Annotated in this window: 17 protein-coding genes and 2 riboswitches; of the genes, 15 read left to right on the top strand and 2 right to left on the bottom strand. The window is 39.5% G+C overall.

Annotation, left to right across the window (positions count from 1 at the left end):
- Positions 1-251: 251 nt before the first annotated feature.
- Positions 252-1,421, top strand: a complete 1,170-nt coding sequence (locus tag V7124_RS09630; protein ID WP_335420210.1) for an FtsW/RodA/SpoVE family cell cycle protein — start codon at positions 252-254, stop codon at positions 1,419-1,421.
- Positions 1,422-1,463: 42 nt separating this feature from the next.
- Here V7124_RS09630 and V7124_RS09625 read toward each other — a convergent pair whose 3' ends face one another.
- The gene (locus V7124_RS09625; protein ID WP_335420208.1) at positions 1,464-2,423 is read right to left on the bottom strand and encodes an ABC transporter substrate-binding protein; all 960 of its coding nucleotides are present in this window, start codon (positions 2,421-2,423) and stop codon (positions 1,464-1,466) included.
- Between the two features lie 244 nt (positions 2,424-2,667).
- Between V7124_RS09625 and V7124_RS09620 the strand changes: the two genes are divergently transcribed.
- From V7124_RS09620 to V7124_RS09605, 4 genes are read left to right on the top strand one after another with little or no spacing between them, the layout of a single operon-like run.
- The gene (locus V7124_RS09620) at positions 2,668-3,672 is read left to right on the top strand and encodes a FecCD family ABC transporter permease (protein WP_335420205.1); all 1,005 of its coding nucleotides are present in this window, start codon (positions 2,668-2,670) and stop codon (positions 3,670-3,672) included.
- On the top strand, positions 3,669-4,724 hold the full coding sequence (locus tag V7124_RS09615; protein WP_335420202.1) for a FecCD family ABC transporter permease: 1,056 nt from the start codon (positions 3,669-3,671) through the stop codon (positions 4,722-4,724). Before V7124_RS09620 ends, V7124_RS09615 begins: the two co-directional genes overlap by 4 nt.
- Before the next feature lie 13 nt (positions 4,725-4,737).
- Positions 4,738-5,559, top strand: a complete 822-nt coding sequence (locus V7124_RS09610; RefSeq protein ID WP_335420199.1) for an ABC transporter ATP-binding protein — start codon at positions 4,738-4,740, stop codon at positions 5,557-5,559.
- On the top strand, positions 5,552-6,328 hold the full coding sequence (locus tag V7124_RS09605) for an IucA/IucC family C-terminal-domain containing protein (protein WP_335488475.1): 777 nt from the start codon (positions 5,552-5,554) through the stop codon (positions 6,326-6,328). Before V7124_RS09610 ends, V7124_RS09605 begins: the two co-directional genes overlap by 8 nt.
- A 353-nt stretch (positions 6,329-6,681) precedes the next feature.
- On the opposite strand, the gene V7124_RS09600 is transcribed toward V7124_RS09605, so the two are convergent.
- On the bottom strand, positions 6,682-6,813 hold the full coding sequence (locus V7124_RS09600; protein ID WP_335488472.1) for a YuzL family protein: 132 nt from the start codon (positions 6,811-6,813) through the stop codon (positions 6,682-6,684).
- 217 nt (positions 6,814-7,030) lie between these two features.
- Here V7124_RS09600 and V7124_RS09595 point away from each other — a divergent pair, with 217 nt between their 5' ends.
- The 10 genes from V7124_RS09595 (at position 7,031) to V7124_RS09550 (ending at position 16,440) form a co-directional block, all read left to right on the top strand.
- Positions 7,031-9,418, top strand: coding sequence for a 3-hydroxyacyl-CoA dehydrogenase/enoyl-CoA hydratase family protein (locus tag V7124_RS09595; protein ID WP_335488469.1), 2,388 nt, complete (start codon positions 7,031-7,033; stop codon positions 9,416-9,418).
- Between the two features lie 35 nt (positions 9,419-9,453).
- On the top strand, positions 9,454-10,629 hold the full coding sequence (locus tag V7124_RS09590) for an acetyl-CoA C-acetyltransferase (protein WP_335488466.1): 1,176 nt from the start codon (positions 9,454-9,456) through the stop codon (positions 10,627-10,629).
- A gap of 18 nt (positions 10,630-10,647) precedes the next feature.
- Positions 10,648-10,866: a hypothetical protein gene (locus V7124_RS09585; RefSeq protein WP_335420185.1), complete on the top strand. Its 219-nt coding sequence runs from the start codon at positions 10,648-10,650 to the stop codon at positions 10,864-10,866.
- A gap of 11 nt (positions 10,867-10,877) precedes the next feature.
- Positions 10,878-12,662, top strand: a complete 1,785-nt coding sequence (locus V7124_RS09580; RefSeq protein WP_335488463.1) for an acyl-CoA dehydrogenase family protein — start codon at positions 10,878-10,880, stop codon at positions 12,660-12,662.
- Positions 12,663-12,836: 174 nt separating this feature from the next.
- Entirely contained in the window at positions 12,837-13,193 is a 357-nt protein-coding gene (locus V7124_RS09575) for an arsenate reductase family protein (protein WP_335488459.1), read from the top strand.
- Positions 13,194-13,281: 88 nt separating this feature from the next.
- Positions 13,282-13,665, top strand: coding sequence for a glycine cleavage system protein GcvH (gene gcvH / locus V7124_RS09570; protein ID WP_335420176.1), 384 nt, complete (start codon positions 13,282-13,284; stop codon positions 13,663-13,665).
- 152 nt (positions 13,666-13,817) lie between these two features.
- A complete protein-coding gene (locus V7124_RS09565) occupies positions 13,818-14,057 on the top strand; it encodes a YusG family protein (protein ID WP_335420173.1) in 240 nt (79 codons plus the stop codon).
- 127 nt (positions 14,058-14,184) lie between these two features.
- On the top strand, positions 14,185-14,541 hold the full coding sequence (locus V7124_RS09560) for a toprim domain-containing protein (protein ID WP_335420171.1): 357 nt from the start codon (positions 14,185-14,187) through the stop codon (positions 14,539-14,541).
- A 3-nt stretch (positions 14,542-14,544) separates the two neighbouring features.
- Entirely contained in the window at positions 14,545-14,853 is a 309-nt protein-coding gene (locus V7124_RS09555) for a thioredoxin family protein (RefSeq protein WP_335420167.1), read from the top strand.
- Between the two features lie 101 nt (positions 14,854-14,954).
- A riboswitch (SAM riboswitch) is annotated at positions 14,955-15,058 on the top strand.
- A gap of 65 nt (positions 15,059-15,123) precedes the next feature.
- The gene (locus V7124_RS09550) at positions 15,124-16,440 is read left to right on the top strand and encodes an O-acetylhomoserine aminocarboxypropyltransferase/cysteine synthase family protein (RefSeq protein ID WP_335488456.1); all 1,317 of its coding nucleotides are present in this window, start codon (positions 15,124-15,126) and stop codon (positions 16,438-16,440) included.
- A gap of 133 nt (positions 16,441-16,573) precedes the next feature.
- Positions 16,574-16,684, top strand: a riboswitch (SAM riboswitch).
- The last annotated feature ends 94 nt before the right edge of the window (positions 16,685-16,778 follow it).

The following is a 16,778-nucleotide window of genomic DNA, read 5'->3' as shown; positions in this document are numbered from 1 at the left end:
AAAAATATAATGAAATAATGTACAAGTTCCTTTTGAGGCTTTGCATTAGGCTGTCTTCGTAACGATGGTTGTTAAAATCTTAAAGCCGATTTTAACGCGGAATTAGATATTTTGTGCCTTTGAATTTAGTTTGTAAGCTCTTTTCTTATTAAATTTATGCTGTTTTTTCGCGAAAACCAGCACAATCATTAATTCTTGTTACAAAAAGCAATATAGTTTAAGAAAAGAGCTTTACATAAGGAGTGTGAAGAATGACATCATCTAAAAATACAACTTCAAAACTTGATTATAGTCTTGTTTTTATCTTACTTTTATTATTTCTTGCCAGTTGTGTATCGATTTATAGTGCGCAGGCAAGTGGTCAATATGTCGGAAACTTTTTATTAAAACAAATTATCAATTATGCCATTGGTTGTGGAATTATAGCCGTCGTGATTCGGCTTGACTCTGACCAGCTGAAAAAATTAACGTGGTATGCCTATGGGGCAGGCATACTTCTGCTCGTATTTTTAATTATTGCGCCTGAAAGCATTGCTCCAGTAAAAAACGGTGCAAAAAACTGGTTTAATGTTCCTGGACTTGGTTCCCTCCAACCATCAGAGTTTGTCAAAATCTTTATCATTGTAGCGTTAGCAAGAGTCATCGACGATCACCATCAAAAGAACACAATCAAAACTATTTCCACTGATTTTTGGCTGTTAGTAAAGCTGGTGGTTATAACGATGGTTCCATTAGCCTTGATTATCAAGCAGGACTTGGGGACTTCAATGGTCTTTTTGGCCATTCTATTAGGGATGATCTTTATTTCCGGTATCTCATGGAAATTGTTGGTACCCATCTTTTCAGTTGGAACAGCACTAATTTCGGTTATTTTTTATTTTGTGCTCTTAAAACCGGAGATTCTTGAAAAATATTTAGGTGTGAAGCAGTATCAATTTAGCCGTATTTACTCATGGCTTGACCCCTACAATTTTCAAAGCTCAACCGGGTATCAGTTGACACGATCACTTTTAGCGATAGGATCCGGACAAACCGGCGGTAAAGGATATGGGAATAGAGAAGTATATCTGCCTGAAAGTCATACCGATTTTATTTTTAGCGTGGTCGGTGAAGAGTTTGGATTTATTGGTGCAAGCGTGCTCGTTAGTTTATTTTTCTTGTTGATTTATCATATAACCAAGGTTGGTATGGAAACGAAGAACAATTTTTATACGTATATTTGTGTCGGAATCATTAGTATGATTACCTTTCACGTTTTTCAAAATATCGGGATGACAATAGGTGTGTTGCCCATTACGGGTATTCCCTTGCCGTTTATCAGCTATGGAGGAAGTTCAATAATGGGGAATATGCTCGGGATTGGTTTGATTTTCTCGATTCGATATCATTATAAAAAATATATGTTTTCGACATCAGCATAGAGAGAGCGCGGGGATAGAGATCCTCGCGCTCTTCTTAAAAGATTATTGTTTTGAAAAAATATCTTCCATATCATCTAACATTAAGTTAGCAGCTAATACACCGCCGGCAGTATTCCAGATGACATCGTCAACCTTGTGTATATTGCCTTTTTTAGCTACCTCAAGATTTTTGAAAAGCGGATCAGCAATCCATTCCTTTTCTAGTTCAGATCCTTTTCCATCACCTGTTTCGTAAGTGAAATAGAAGAGGATATCACCTTCCATGGCGGGGATCCTTTCCTTCGTTACGTTTCTTTCAGCAAAATCATCGACATTCTGGCTTTCCGGACGGGCAAAACCAAGGTCATTTAAGATAACGCCAGAGAATGTATCTTTATGATAAATCCGAACCTCTCCAGCCATAAACCGAACCATTGAAACCTTCAAGTTCAACTTGTCGCCAAACTTCTCTTTTAACTCCGCAATTCTAGCATCGTAATCTGCTAGAATTTTCTTTCCTTCTTCTTCCTTATTAAGGGCTTGTGAATATAACGTAAAGTTTGTCTTCCAGTCGCCACGAAGTGTCTCGGCAAAAACAGTCGGTGCTATTGCGTTTAATTGGTCGTAAATTTTTTCCTGGCGCATTTTATTACCAATGATTAAGTCCGGTTTTAAAGCTACAATCGCTTCAACATTGACTTCGCTTTCAACACCCACTACTTGAGTGTCTTTTAATTGATCGGCAATATGGTCATACCAAGGGTCACCAGTAAAGGATTTAACGGCTCCAATAGGAGTAACACCCATTGCTAAAAGTGCTTCAGTTCCTTCATTCGTTAAAATGACTACTCTTTCAGGGGTGCCTTTAAGCGTTGTTGATCCCATGGCATGTTCTATCGTGTAACTCGTTTCTTCCTTCGGTTTTTCTGTTTCTGGCTTTTCTGTTGTTTTCTCCTCAGCGGCACCGCATGCAGCTAATAATAAAAGTGCAGCAATCGAAAAGAATAAAAATAATTTTTTCATAGAGTATGTACCCTCCTGATCCTAATTGTTAATGATAATCATTTTCAATGACAACTTAATAATAAAATGGATTATAGGTGATGTCAACGCTTTAATTGAAAATCATTATCAATTTTAAAAGCACATCCACATTTAATTGAAAATGGTTATCAACCTCATTGACAATCATTATCAATAGAATATACACTAAAAGTAGTAAAATACATTTCTAATATAAATATATTGAGAGAAAGGTTTACCCAAGATGCTTTTAAAAAATCGTGCATTACGATGGAGTGGTTTACTAACCTCCGTACTCTTATTGATGCTCTTCATGTGTGCCAGCGTCATTTTTGGTTACACAGAAACATCGGTACGGACGGCCATTGATGCTTTTACTAATTATAATGGCTCAAATGAACATATTATTATTCAAAGTGTTAGACTTCCAAGAGCACTCATTGCGGCTGCGGTTGGTGCAAGCCTAGCGATAGCAGGGACGTTAATGCAAACATTAACCAAAAATCCGTTGGCATCCCCTGGCATCTTCGGTATAAATGCTGGTGCAGGTTTTGTGGTTGTAGCGGCTGTTACGCTTTTTTCTGTTTCAAGTTTGCAGGCATTTAGTGGACTCGCCTTTTTAGGAGCGGCAATTGCGGCGATCAGTGTCTATGCAATTGGTTCTGTCGGTCGAGAAGGTTTAACACCGATGAAACTGACATTAGCTGGTGCCGCAATCGCGGCCATGTTTTCGTCATTTACGCAAGGTTTATTAGTTGTCGATGAAGCGGCACTTGAGCAAGTGTTGTTTTGGCTGGCTGGATCTGTTTCAGGTCGAAAATTAGAAACACTTTTTTCTGTATTACCTTACTTGGGAATCGGATGGATAGCATCGATTGTGATAGCGGGAAAAATGAATATCCTTTCAATGGGAGAAGATGTAGCGAAGGGACTGGGTTTAAAAACAGGACTTGTAAAAATTTCTGTTGGTGTAATTGTCATTCTGCTCGCAGGTGGGGCCGTATCTGTTGCCGGCCCCATTGGATTTGTTGGTATCGTAATTCCTCATATTACTCGAGCGATTATTGGAATTGACCATCGCTGGGTCATTCCATTGTCTGGCATATTAGGGGCAATATTACTAGTCGCGGCAGACATCTCTGCTCGATATGTTCTTATGCCTTCCGAGGTGCCGGTCGGGGTTATGACAGCCATCATCGGAACTCCATTCTTCATTTACATAGCAAGAAAGGGGTTCAATGCACGATGAGCAAATATAAAAATTTTCGCCTGTTTAACGGTAAAGTATCCATGCTCCTTGATCGAAAAGCAGGCTTGACCATTATTTTACTTATGACAGTAGCTTTTATTGTTTTTGTGATCAGTACGGCCGTAGGAGAAATGAAAATAAACCCTCTTACTGTTTTAAAAGTATTTGTGGGCAGCGGACCTGAAATGGAAACCCTAATCATAACTTCCTTTCGTTTGCCAAGAATTATTATTGCACTGCTAGTTGGAATCTCATTAGCGGTTGCTGGTGGAATTTTACAGGGAATGATTAGAAATCCTCTTGCATCACCAGACGTATTAGGTATTACCGGAGGAGCAAGCGTGGCGGTAGTAGCTTTTCTTGCATGGTTCTCGGATGAAAGTAATGCATTAACGGTTAGTATTTCTTGGCTGCCCTTAGCCGCCTTTTTAGGTGCTGGAGTTGTTGCTTTCTTAGTTTATTTTTTGGCTTGGAAAAATGGGGTTTCACCTATCAGACTAGTTTTAATTGGGATTGGACTATCAACGTTGATGCAAGCCTTAACAACCTTAATGATGATTATGGGTCCCATCTATCAGGCCAGTCAGGCTAACATTTGGATTACAGGTACTGTTTATGGATCTAATTGGAAAAATGTAGCAACTTTGCTTCCATGGGCGGTGGTATTCCTAATTATTGCCTTTGCTGCGGCAAGAACCATTAATATTCAAGAACTTGGTGACGAGGTTGCAACAGGTTTAGGCGGCAAGATTCAAAGACAAAGATTCTTTTTATTAATGATTAGCACTGCTTTAATTGGTGGCTCTGTTGCCTTTGCAGGCGGCATCGGATTTGTTGGATTAATGGCGCCACATATGGCAAGAAGACTGGTGGGGTCATCTTTTGGTGCATTACTTCCAACTTCTGCATTAATTGGTGGAATCCTTGTCATGCTTGCAGATTTAATTGGAAGAACGATGTTTTCACCACTGGAAATACCTGCTGGCGTTTTTACTGCGGGAATCGGCGCACCGTATTTTATATATCTACTTTTTAAAACAAGAAATGCTTAAAGGAGCTGGGAACATGAAGAGTGCAATTGAAACGAAGAAGTTGACACTATCATATGGGGAGGCCTCAATCATTGATGAGTTAGACTTGAAAATTCCTCAAGGTGAAATTACCGTTTTTATTGGAGCGAATGGATGTGGAAAGTCAACTCTTCTCCGTTCAATAGCCCGTCTTCTGAAACCAAAGTCAGGTGTCGTTATTTTAGAGGGAGAGGCAATTGCGAAGCTTTCAACGAAGGAAGTTGCGAAGAAAATGGCAATTCTGCCACAATCACCAGCCGCACCAGAAGGGTTAACCGTCCTTCAACTTGTAAAACAAGGGCGCTATCCACATCAATCATGGTTAAAACAATGGTCAGAAGAAGACGAAAGAAAAGTAAATGATGCTTTGAAGGCTACACGATTAGAGGATTTGAAGGAGCGATCGGTTGATTCGCTATCAGGTGGTCAAAGACAACGCGCATGGATTGCCATGACCTTAGCGCAGGATAGTGATATTATCCTTTTAGATGAGCCGACAACCTATTTAGATATGGCGCACCAAATTGAAATACTTGATCTCCTTTTCGAACTGAATGAAAAGAAAAATAGAACCGTTGTGATGGTTCTCCATGACCTTAATCTCGCCTGTCGCTATGCCCATAATATTGTAGCCCTTAAGGACAAGAAGGTTTATGCCCAAGGTAAGCCTGAGTATGTGATCAATTGCAGTCTTGTTAAAAATGTATTTGGCATGGATTGTGAAGTTACAATTGACCCTTTATTCGGGACACCGTTATGTATCCCATATGGAAAAGGAAGACGTATTCTCCAAAAGGCAGCTGTGTCAAATGGATAATATTCTGTTAGAAAATGATTTAAGTGCATTACAGAAATATCGGCTTCAGTCGACACCAGGAAAAACATTTACCGTTGCAAATTTATTGGATCATGCCTATGTAGTAGACTTTATGAAAAATTTAGCTTATTCAATTGGTGCTCCAACGGAACAGGCAGCCGCTTCAATCTTTATTAAAAGATATGCTTTTATTGCTGTCATCTCCCTGTTTGCGATGAGTTCTGGAAATAAGAAACTGAATCTTTCACTCAACAATATCGAAATGGAAGAAGCAGAACGAGGAAAAGACTGGCTCCCGATGATTTCATTAAAGGATCCAACCATCGAGGAATGGAATGGTAACGACCGGAAAGAATGGCGGAAAAATATTTACCGCGAACTTTTTGCTGACAATATCTATCCTATCATTGAGCATTTTGAAAAAACGTTTAAAGTTTCAAAACTCGTCTTGTGGGAAAATATTGCTGTTTACCTTTTTTGGCTTTATGAGACGGAGTTAAGGGACCATGAAAATCCAAATGTCCAAGATGATTTTCGTTTCTTAATTGAAGGGGCAGAAGGCAACCTGTTTGGCAGATACCACAATAATCCTATTCAAAAGTACTTTTCGGAGAAAAAATTTGAAGACGAGGTCAGAATAAGAAAAACATGCTGTTTTACCTATCAGCTCGGTTCAAAACGCTGTAAAACATGCCCGTGTACCCCTACTACACAGGATGGAAGGTGTTTTGATGGAGAAAGTATTTGCTCAGCAATTCGGAAAAATTAAAGATGGTGCCCCAAAAGTATAACTTATTGGGGCATCTTTTAAATAAGATATCTTGTCCTTAATCGAGTAACCAGCAAAAGTAAAATAAGCGGAAATTTCCGGTTAGATACAGAATGGAGCTCATTTTTGGGGATATAAGCGGAGGTTTTCCGGTTATGCCAAGCAAAATCTCCCATTTTCGAATTTTTCGGATCAATAGGCGGAATTCTCCGTCTATTTTCAGCTCGTGCACTTAACTTGAGCCCCTAACCGCTAAAGATAAAAAAATGACTCAAAAGGGCCGCCGTTATTCAACGCCCTTTTGAGTCACACTCTTTATCTAGTTCCAGCCCCTGTTCACGGGGCTTACGCTTTTATCTTTTGTATTGATTATTTTGACTGTTTACTTTGTCTTTCTCTGATTGTTCTCCGCCAGGACCGGCATTACCTTGTACGCTTGCGGCGCTCACGCCTCTTTTAGATGGGTCTTTCTTCATTTTACCCATGATTAATCACCTCACTTATAGGATGTCCAATTTCATTTATTTATTTTAATATGATAGGAAATTCCACTTTTAAAAAAATTATCAATTTTCCGCTTTTAATTATTGCGCAAATTTTTGAAATATTCTATAGTAATAAATAGCAGGACTATTCATTTGTGAATTTTTTTTGACAAAAAAATGAATGAGTATTCATTCAAAGCCTATGAAGGGGGAGACAATGTTGAACCAACTTATTAAAAAAGCGGCCGTTTTAGGATCAGGAGTTATGGGATCAGGGATTGCTGCTCACCTAGCAAACATCGGCATTCCAACATTATTATTGGATATTGTACCTCGCGAGTTAACCGAAGATGAAAAAGCAAAAGGGCTGACGTTAGAAGATAAACAGGTCCGTAATCGTATAAGCAGCCAATCCATCCAAAAATTATTAAAACAAAAACCTGCACCTTTAGCGGTAAAACAGAACCTGGCACTGATTGAGGCAGGCAACTTAGAAGATGACCTCATTAAATTAAAGGATGTCGATTGGGTCATTGAAGTGGTTGTTGAAAATCTAAATGTAAAGAAACAGGTTTTTGAAAAGGTAGAACAGTATCGAAAACCAGGCAGCATTATCAGCTCAAACACTTCAGGAATCTCTGTTGAAGCGATGGCAGAAGGAAGGTCAGAGGATTTTAAAAAGCATTTCCTTGGCACCCACTTCTTTAACCCGCCAAGATATCTTAAATTACTGGAAGTGATTCCTACTCAATATACTAGCCAAGAAGTCATTTCATTCATGAAAACTTTTGGTGAGGATGTACTAGGAAAAGGTGTCGTTCTTGCTAAGGATACCCCGAACTTTATTGCCAACAGGATTGGCACTTATGGACTTTTAGTTACCGTACAAGAAATGTTAAAGGGCGGCTATAGTGTAGGAGAAGTTGATTCAGTTACTGGACCATTAATTGGTCGTCCTTCAAGTGCAACGTTCCGTACCTTGGATGTAGTTGGCTTAGACACCTTCGCACATGTAGCAGGCAATGTGTATGAGCAAGTATCGGGGAAAGAAAAGGAAGTCTTTGAAGTTCCAGCATTTATGAGAACAATGCTCGAAAAAGGCTGGCTGGGCAGCAAGTCTGGGCAAGGCTTCTTCCTGAAAAAAGGGAAAGAAATACTTGAACTTGACACGAAAACATTAGAATATATTCCGCGGAAAAAGCTGAAAACCGCGGCAACTGAAATGAGCAAGCAGGAAAAAGGTACTGCCAATAAATTGAAAGCGCTTGTATATGCAAATGACCGTGCGGGAGAATTATTATGGAACATCTTTAGTCCGGTACTTGTTTACTCGGCACAGCTTTTAGGAGAGATTGCTGACACAATCGTTGACATTGACTCTGCAATGAAATGGGGCTTCGGCTGGGAAATGGGTCCTTTTGAAACGTGGGATGCCATTGGTGTGGATAAGTCAGTCCAAAAGATGAAAAACGATGGATTAGAAGTTCCAGAATGGGTAACCGAGATGCTTGCTAAAGGGCACACATCATTTTACTTAGAAGAAAATGGCGAAACATTCTTTTATAAAAATGGCGAATACCGTTTAGTTGAAAGTAATCCTAAAGCGATTGATCTGAAAAGATTAAAGAAACAAAAGGGTGTTATTAAAAAGAATAGCGGCGCAAGCTTAGTTGATTTAGGTGATGGAGTGGCTTTACTAGAATTCCAATCACCGAATAATGCAATCGGTCTGGATATTATTCAGATGATTAACTTTGCTGTAGATGAAGTGGAGAAAAATTACAAAGGATTAGTGATAGGCAATCAAGGTAAAAACTTCTGTGTTGGTGCAAATCTAGCGATGATGCTAATGGAAGCCCAAGATGACAATATCTATGAACTTGAAATGGTAATCCGCCAGTTCCAAAATGCGATGATGAAAATTAAATATAGTGCAAAACCAGTGGTAGCAGCACCATTTGCCATGACGCTTGGTGGTGGAGCAGAGGTTTGTTTACCTGCAGCACATATTCAAGCATCTGCAGAAACTTACATGGGCCTTGTTGAAGTGGGTGTAGGCTTACTTCCTGGTGGCGGTGGTAATAAAGAACTTTATATTAAACATTTAGAAGGCCTGCCAAATGGGGTTCCATTTGATCTTCAAGCGGTTGCCAATAAAGTGTTTGAAACGATAGCCACTGCAAAGGTCTCTACATCTGGTGCCGAAGCTCGTGAGAATAATTTCTTAAGCATAGCCGATGGAATCAGTATTAACGGAGATCACCTGTTATATGATGCTAAACAGGCTGTCCTAGCATTACATGAACAGGGATACGTCCAAAAAGCTCGAAGAAAAGTGCCAGTCGTTGGGGAAACAGGCTATGCGACACTGTTATTAGGCGCCCATTCTATGCTCTTATCTGGTTATATTTCAGAGCATGATATGAAAATTGCAAAAAAAGTTGCTTATGTGATTGCAGGTGGTAAAGTGCCATTTGGTACCGAAGTGGATGAACAGTATTTATTGGATTTAGAAAGAGAAGCGTTCCTAAGTTTAATAAGCGAACAAAAAACGCAACAGCGCATGCAGCACATGCTGGTAAAAGGTAAACCACTACGTAACTAATAGATTATTACCATAAGAGAAAGAGAGGGAATGAAATGAGAGAAGCGGTAATCGTTGCCGGCGCTCGGACCCCGGTAGGTAAAGCGAAGAAAGGTACGCTTGCCCATGTTCGCCCTGATGATTTGGGAGCATTGGTTGTAAAAGAAACATTAAAGCGTGCGGGAAATTATGAAGGTACGATTGATGACTTAATTATTGGTTGTGCCATGCCAGAAGCAGAACAAGGAAATAATATGGCACGTAATATTGGTGCATTAGCAGGGCTGCCACATACTGTGCCAGCGATCACCATTAATCGATTTTGTTCATCAGGATTGCAGGCAATTGCCTATGCAGCCCAAGGAATTATGCTAGGCCACACCGATACAGCCATCGCTGGCGGAGCTGAATCCATGAGTTTGATCCCAATGGCAGGGCATGTCATTCGTCCCAATGTAAAATTAGCAGAAACAGCACCAGAGTACTATATGGGCATGGGGCATACCGCGGAGGAAGTAGCCAAGAAATATGGGATTTCTCGTGAGGATCAGGATGCATTTGCGGTACGCAGTCATCAGAAGGCAGCAAAAGCGATTAAAGATGGAAAATTTGTCGATGAAATTGTGCCCGTTAATGTTACCTTCCGTTCAGTGGGCAAGGACAATAAGCTTGTGGAGCGAACCATCCAATTTTCTCAGGATGAAGGAGTTCGTCCGGATACCAATGTACAATCACTTTCAAAACTTCGTCCTGCCTTCTCCGTAACCGGCTCGGTAACGGCAGGTAATGCTTCACAAACAAGTGATGGAGCAGCAGCCTTAATGATAATGGACCGTGAGAAAGCAGAGGCACTTGGCTTAAAGCCATTAGCAAAATTCCGTTCTTTTGCAGTCGGAGGCGTACCGCCGGAAATTATGGGGGTTGGACCTGTTGTGGCAGTACCTAAGGCAATTAAGCTGGCAGGTTTACAATTATCTGACATCAATCTTTTTGAATTGAATGAAGCCTTTGCGTCACAGTCCCTTCAGGTAATTCGTGAGCTTGGTCTGGATGAAGAAAAGGTAAATGTTAATGGTGGCGCAATCGCACTAGGTCATCCGCTTGGTTGTACTGGTGCGAAGCTTACCTTAACCCTCATCCATGAACTAAAGCGTCGAAACGAACAATTTGGTGTCGTAACTATGTGTATCGGTGGTGGAATGGGAGCAGCTGGGGTATTTGAACTACTATAGTTAAATTTAGTGAAATGAATGATTAAAATAAAGGTTGTTTTAAAGGAGAGAATGTTTGGTTTAGGAACATCGTTGATTTGTGCGGAAGGCACGAAGACTCCTGCAGGAGTAAGGGGCTGGGGAGACCCCGCAGGCGCTTTAGCGCCGAGGAGGCTTCCCGGACCGCCTGCGGAAAGCGAAGTGCGTGGAGCACAAATCAACAGCCAAGTTAACACAGCCATTACAACAAAAAGGTAGGGGGAAATGTAATGACACAACAAACTGAAAAAATGATCAAAGGCGGAAGCTTTTTAATCGAAGATGTATCATATGATCGAATTCTAACACCCGAGGATTTTAATGAAGAACAATTAATGATTGCCAAAACAGCAGAAGATTTCATAGAAAAAGAAGTACTACCACAGCTGGAACATCTTGAAAACCATGAGTTCCATCGAACAGTAAAATTACTAAAACAAGCTGGAGACCTAGGACTTCTAGCAGCGGATGTACCTGAGGAGTATGAAGGATTAGGACTGGATAAGATAACTTCTTCGCTTGTGACAGAAAAAATGTCAAAGGCTGGCGGATTCTCGTTATCCTATGGAGCACATGTTGGTATTGGCTCGCTGCCAATCGTTTTATTCGGAAATAAAGAGCAAAAAAAGAAGTATTTGCCAGCGCTTGCTTCAGGTGAAAAACTTGCTGCCTACGCCTTAACAGAGCCAGGTTCAGGTTCTGATGCGCTTGGTGCTAGAACAACAGCAAAACTAAATGCAGAAGGTACTCATTATATTTTAAACGGTGAAAAGCAATGGATTACCAATGCCGGTTTCGCTGATGTATTTGTCGTTTATACAAAAATAGATGGGGAGCACTTTACGGCATTTATCGTAGAAAGAGATTACCCTGGCGTTTCTACCGGTGCGGAAGAAAAGAAAATGGGGATTAAGAGTTCTTCTACACGAACCCTTATTCTAGAGGATGTTCCTGTTCCAGTTGAAAATTTATTAGGTGAATACGGCAAGGGCCATGTTATTGCCTTTAATATCTTGAACATTGGACGTTATAAGTTAGCAGTAGGTGTTGTTGGCGGATCTAAAAATGCATTTGAGTTAGCAGTGAAATATGCCAATGGTCGTAAACAATTTAATACACCGATTTCCCAGTTCAATTTAACAAAAGAAAAGTTCGGTACGATGGCATCGAAAATTTATGCGGCAGAAAGCTCTGTCTACCGAACAGTAGGATTGTTTGAGGAAAACCAAGGTAAACTCACTACTGAAGAGCAAAAAGATATAAAATTAGTTGCTGGCTCTATTGCTGAATATGCGATTGAGTGCTCCGTTAATAAATTCTTCGCCTCTGAAGTATTAAATTATGTTGTAGATGAGGGTGTCCAAATTCATGGCGGATACGGCTTTATGCAGGAGTATCCGATCGAAAGAGCCTACCGTGATTCTCGTATTAATCGTATTTTTGAAGGAACAAATGAAATTAACCGTCTGCTTGTACCAGGAACATATATTAAAAAGGCCTTTAAAGGCGAGCTTCCGTTATTCCAAAAGGCAATGGCACTTCAAGAAGAAATTATGATGTTAATGCCTGAAGAGCCAGGCGATGAGCCGCTTGCCCAAGAAAAGCATTTGGTAAGCAATGCAAAGAAAATTGGCTTGTTAGCTGCTGGTTTAGCTGCACAAAAATTTGGTAAGGCACTGGATAAAGAACAGGAAATCTTATCAAATATTGCTGACATTGTTTCAAATGCGTATGCAATGGAATCTGCGGTTTTACGGACTGAAAAGGCAATTGCCAAATCCGGTCTTGAGAAAAATAAACAAAAACTACTCTATACACAAATCTTTTGCCAAGAAGCATTCAATGAAATTGAACAGCATGCTAAGGAAACATTATTGGCTACTGAACAAGGAGATACCCTCCGTATGCTAGTTTCCGCACTACGGAAACTTACACGCCACACGCCAATCAATGTAATTGCGAAAAAACGTGAAGCGGCGGATGTTCTAATTGAAGCTGAACGCTATATCGTTTAATTAATTGACTTTAGGCTCCTTTCATAGGAGCCTAAAGTTTTTCTTTCATTTAAGAAGGATTTTCACGAATTTAGTCGAAATTTTTTAAGTGAACCATTTTTACTTTTTTCCTTGTTATGTTACTATTCAAATGAAGTGAACGTCATGATGTCTTGGAAGAGGAGGATGGAAAGGATGTCTCTTACTTTTTACTGGTATCCGAAGTGTGGTACGTGTCGAAATGCAAAGAAATGGCTGGATGCACATCAATTAACCTATAAAGAAATACATATTGTTGAACATCCCCCATCTCGTGATGAGCTGCAGCAGTTCTTCGAAAAAAGCGGACTAGAATTAAAGAAGTTCTTTAATACAAGCGGTCAAAAGTACCGTGAGCTGGGTATGAAGGATAAGATGTCTACTGCTACTGAAGATGAACTATTAGAATTATTAGCCTCAGACGGGATGTTAATCAAAAGACCATTGGTAACGGATGGAGAAAAAGTAACAGTTGGCTTTAAAGAAGAAGAGTATGAAAAAATGTGGTTATAAAGCATTTCATACTTTTCAAAAAGTAATTAAGGTAAAATCGATGCATGTCGATTATAGATTTTAGAAAAATAATGGAGGGATTTTATTAATGACTACACCAAAGGATTTGCGTTATTCTGAAGAACACGAGTGGGTAAAGGTTGAAGGAGAAACAGTTCGAGTAGGAATTACTCACTTTGCGCAATCTGAGCTAGGAGATATCGTTTTTGTTGAACTTCCTGAAGTTGGCGATGAAGTGACTGCTGATGAACCATTTGGCAGTGTTGAGTCAGTTAAAACGGTTTCTGAATTATATGCACCTATTAGTGGTAAAGTAGTTGCAATTAATGAAGATTTAAGTGACAGCCCTGAGTTTGTCAATGAATCTCCATATGAGAAAGCATGGATGATCGTGCTTGAGCCTTCTAATAGCAGTGAATTGGACAAACTAATGACTGCAGAACAATATGAAGAAATGACTAAAGAAGACTAATTTTTTAAAAACACCTTGTTCTCAAGGTGTTTTTTTTGCCTAAGTCTGTTGTTTTCATAAAACAAGAAAACAGCTTTGGCAAAAATTCGCACCTTCTTAATTCTAAAACTTGGGGACACTAGAAGAAACTTTACTGAAAAGGGGCTTTTGGTATGACATTGAAACAGCAGAAAATTGATGTGACAGACCGCGTAGTTGGAAAAATGAAAAATGGTGAAATAGAATTATTTTTAGACAAAACATCCATTGGAACGATTAAGCTGCCAGGGGATATGACATTTCAGCTTGACCAGCGATTTGAAGTAGAACAGCGGAAGATCTATCAAAATGTGACTGTGACTGAACAGCCAGATGCAAAATATACGGATTGTGATGATGGTGGATGGTGCTAGTGGATTTACCTGTAAACAACTATTATCTGTGTGATAATCATGGTATAGTAAACATGTTCACACGTTATTAATGTTTCGAATATGTTAACAACAAACAAATAACTTTTTTTCGTATAGGTGATGAATGATGGCTGATTCGTATGGTGATAAAGTCCTGATTGTTGAAGGAAAATCAGATAAGAAAAAAGTGAAAAGTATCTTAAAGGAACCAGTGGAGATTGTTTGTACAAATGGTACCATCAGCATGACAAAATTAGATGAATTAATTGATTTTCTCGAGGATAAAGAAGTCTATATCCTTGTTGATGCCGATGATGCAGGTGAAAAGCTGCGTAAACAATTGAAAAGGGAGTTTCCACAAGCGGAGCATCTTTATATTGACAGGATGTACCGTGAAGTTGCCACTGCACCAGTGTACCATCTGGCCACAGTCCTTTTAGGTGCAAATATTGATGTTCATTCTGAATTTTTAGAGATGGGATAACGAATGAACGATTGGAACCGAGATGAGGTATCATCCTTCATAAATAATCATTCATCTGGACTTATTTATTTCTATACTCCTATGTGTGGTACTTGTCAGGTCGCATCGCGAATGCTTCAAGTCATTGAAAAACTGGTTGATGTAAAAATAGGAAAAATGAACTTGAATTTTTATCCAGAACTGGCGGAAAAGCTGGAAATTGAAAGTGTTCCCTGCCTGCTATTTATAAAAGATGGGAAAGTGGTTGAACGGGTTTATGCTTTTCAATCTGTTCCTTTTCTTTATGAAAAAATTAACGACTACTTTAAATAATAAAACAAACACTCTATTTCTTAAAAACTATTGACGAGATTCCATGATTTGGTGTATCATCTGTTTAAATATTCAAATAATTATTTTAGTAATTTCATACTTTCTTATCCAGAGAGGCGGAGGGACTGGTCCTATGATGCCCAGCAACCGGTTAACAACACACGGTGCTAATTCCAGCAGAGTACGTCACTCTGGCAGATAAGGAGAGAATACCCCTCTTCTTGAAGAGGGTTTTTCTTTTTTTTTATAAAAATTAAAGGAGTGTTTAGGATGGGAGAAAATCAAAAAAACTATCGTTTTGAAACGTTGAGTGTTCATGGCGGGTTATCACCAGATCCAGTTACAGGAGCACGTGCAGTACCGATTTATCAAAATAATGCCTATCAATTTAAAAATACGGAGCACGCTGCAAATCTATTTGCTTTGAAGGAACCAGGTTACATATACACTCGAATACATAACCCGACAACAACTGTTTTTGAGGAAAGAGTTTCACTGTTGGAAGGTGGAGTAGGTGCATTAGCGGTAGCAAGTGGTATGGCTGCGATTACGTTGGCGATTTTAAACATTGCAGAAGCGGGTGATGAAATCGTATCTGCTTCTAATTTATATGGTGGAACATATAACTTATTTGCTGTTACTCTTCCGAAATATGGTATAAAGGTGAAATTTGTTGATCCTGAAGATCCTGAAAATTTCCGTGCAGCAATCAGTGATAAAACAAAAGCTGTATTTGCTGAGACAATTGGTAATCCATCTTTAAGAATTCTTGATATTGAAAAAGTTGCAGATATTGCCCATGAAGCAGGGGTTCCATTGATTATCGATAATACTTTCGCTACACCTTACCTATGCAGACCGTTCGAATATGGTGCGGATATTGTTGTTCATTCAGCAACAAAATGGCTTTTAGGAAATGGAACATCAACAGGCGGGATTATTGTCGATGGAGGAAAGTTCGATTGGAATTCACCTAAATTCCCTGGTTTTACTACTCCTGACCCTAGTTATCATGACTTGGTTTATGCGGAAGCGCTTGGTGCTGTAGCATATATCATTAAAGCACGTGTACAGCTATTACGTGATCTAGGACCTGCTTTAAGCCCGCTAAATGCTTTTCAATTCACGTTGGGCCTTGAAACACTTCATGTAAGGATGAAAGAACATGTTGCCAATACGAAGCAAGTAGTAGATTATTTAGTCAATCATCCTGCTGTAGAATGGGTATCCTATCCTGGACACCAATCACACCCTGACCATGAATTAGCAGCTAAGTATTTGCCAAAAGGTGCTGGTTCGATGATTGTATTTGGTATTAAAGGCGGAAGAGATGCAGGAGCGAAATTAATTGACTCCATCACCCTATTTGCCCATGTAGCGAATGTTGGCGATGCGAAAAGTTTAATTATCCACCCTGCAAGTACGACACACCAGCAGCTTGATGCCGAAGGACTAAAAGCAGCTGGGGTATCAGAGGACTTAATTCGACTTTCCATTGGAATTGAAAATGTTGAGGACCTAATTGAAGATCTAGAAGCAGCCATTGAGGCAGCTACAGGTGTCGCTTCACTAAAAGCAAATGCCTAAGATAGATTAAAAGTTTATTCGAAATTTGTAGAATATTTGTTTGACACCACTATATAACCATGCTAATATAACTCTTATATTAAAATAGTTGCTTTAATCCATGAACGTATTAATTGAATATAGAATGCTATAGCTCTTATCAAGAGAGGTGGAGGGATGTGCCCGATGAAGCCCGGCAACCGTCAATATATTTATATTGAAATGGTGCCAATTCACACAAAGCGTATGCTTTGGGAGATGGGAGAAAGGTCTTTATTTATGATGCCTTTCTGCCCATGCAGAAAGGCTTTTTAATTTTTCTACTATAGTTTGTTTTCGAAACGATTGTTGTTAAAATC

Source organism: Neobacillus niacini (assembly GCF_036961885.1).
Classification (GTDB): domain Bacteria; phylum Bacillota; class Bacilli; order Bacillales; family Cytobacillaceae; genus Neobacillus; species Neobacillus niacini_H.
Note: the sequence above shows the minus strand (reverse complement) of the source record. Positions and strands in the feature narration are given on the sequence as shown.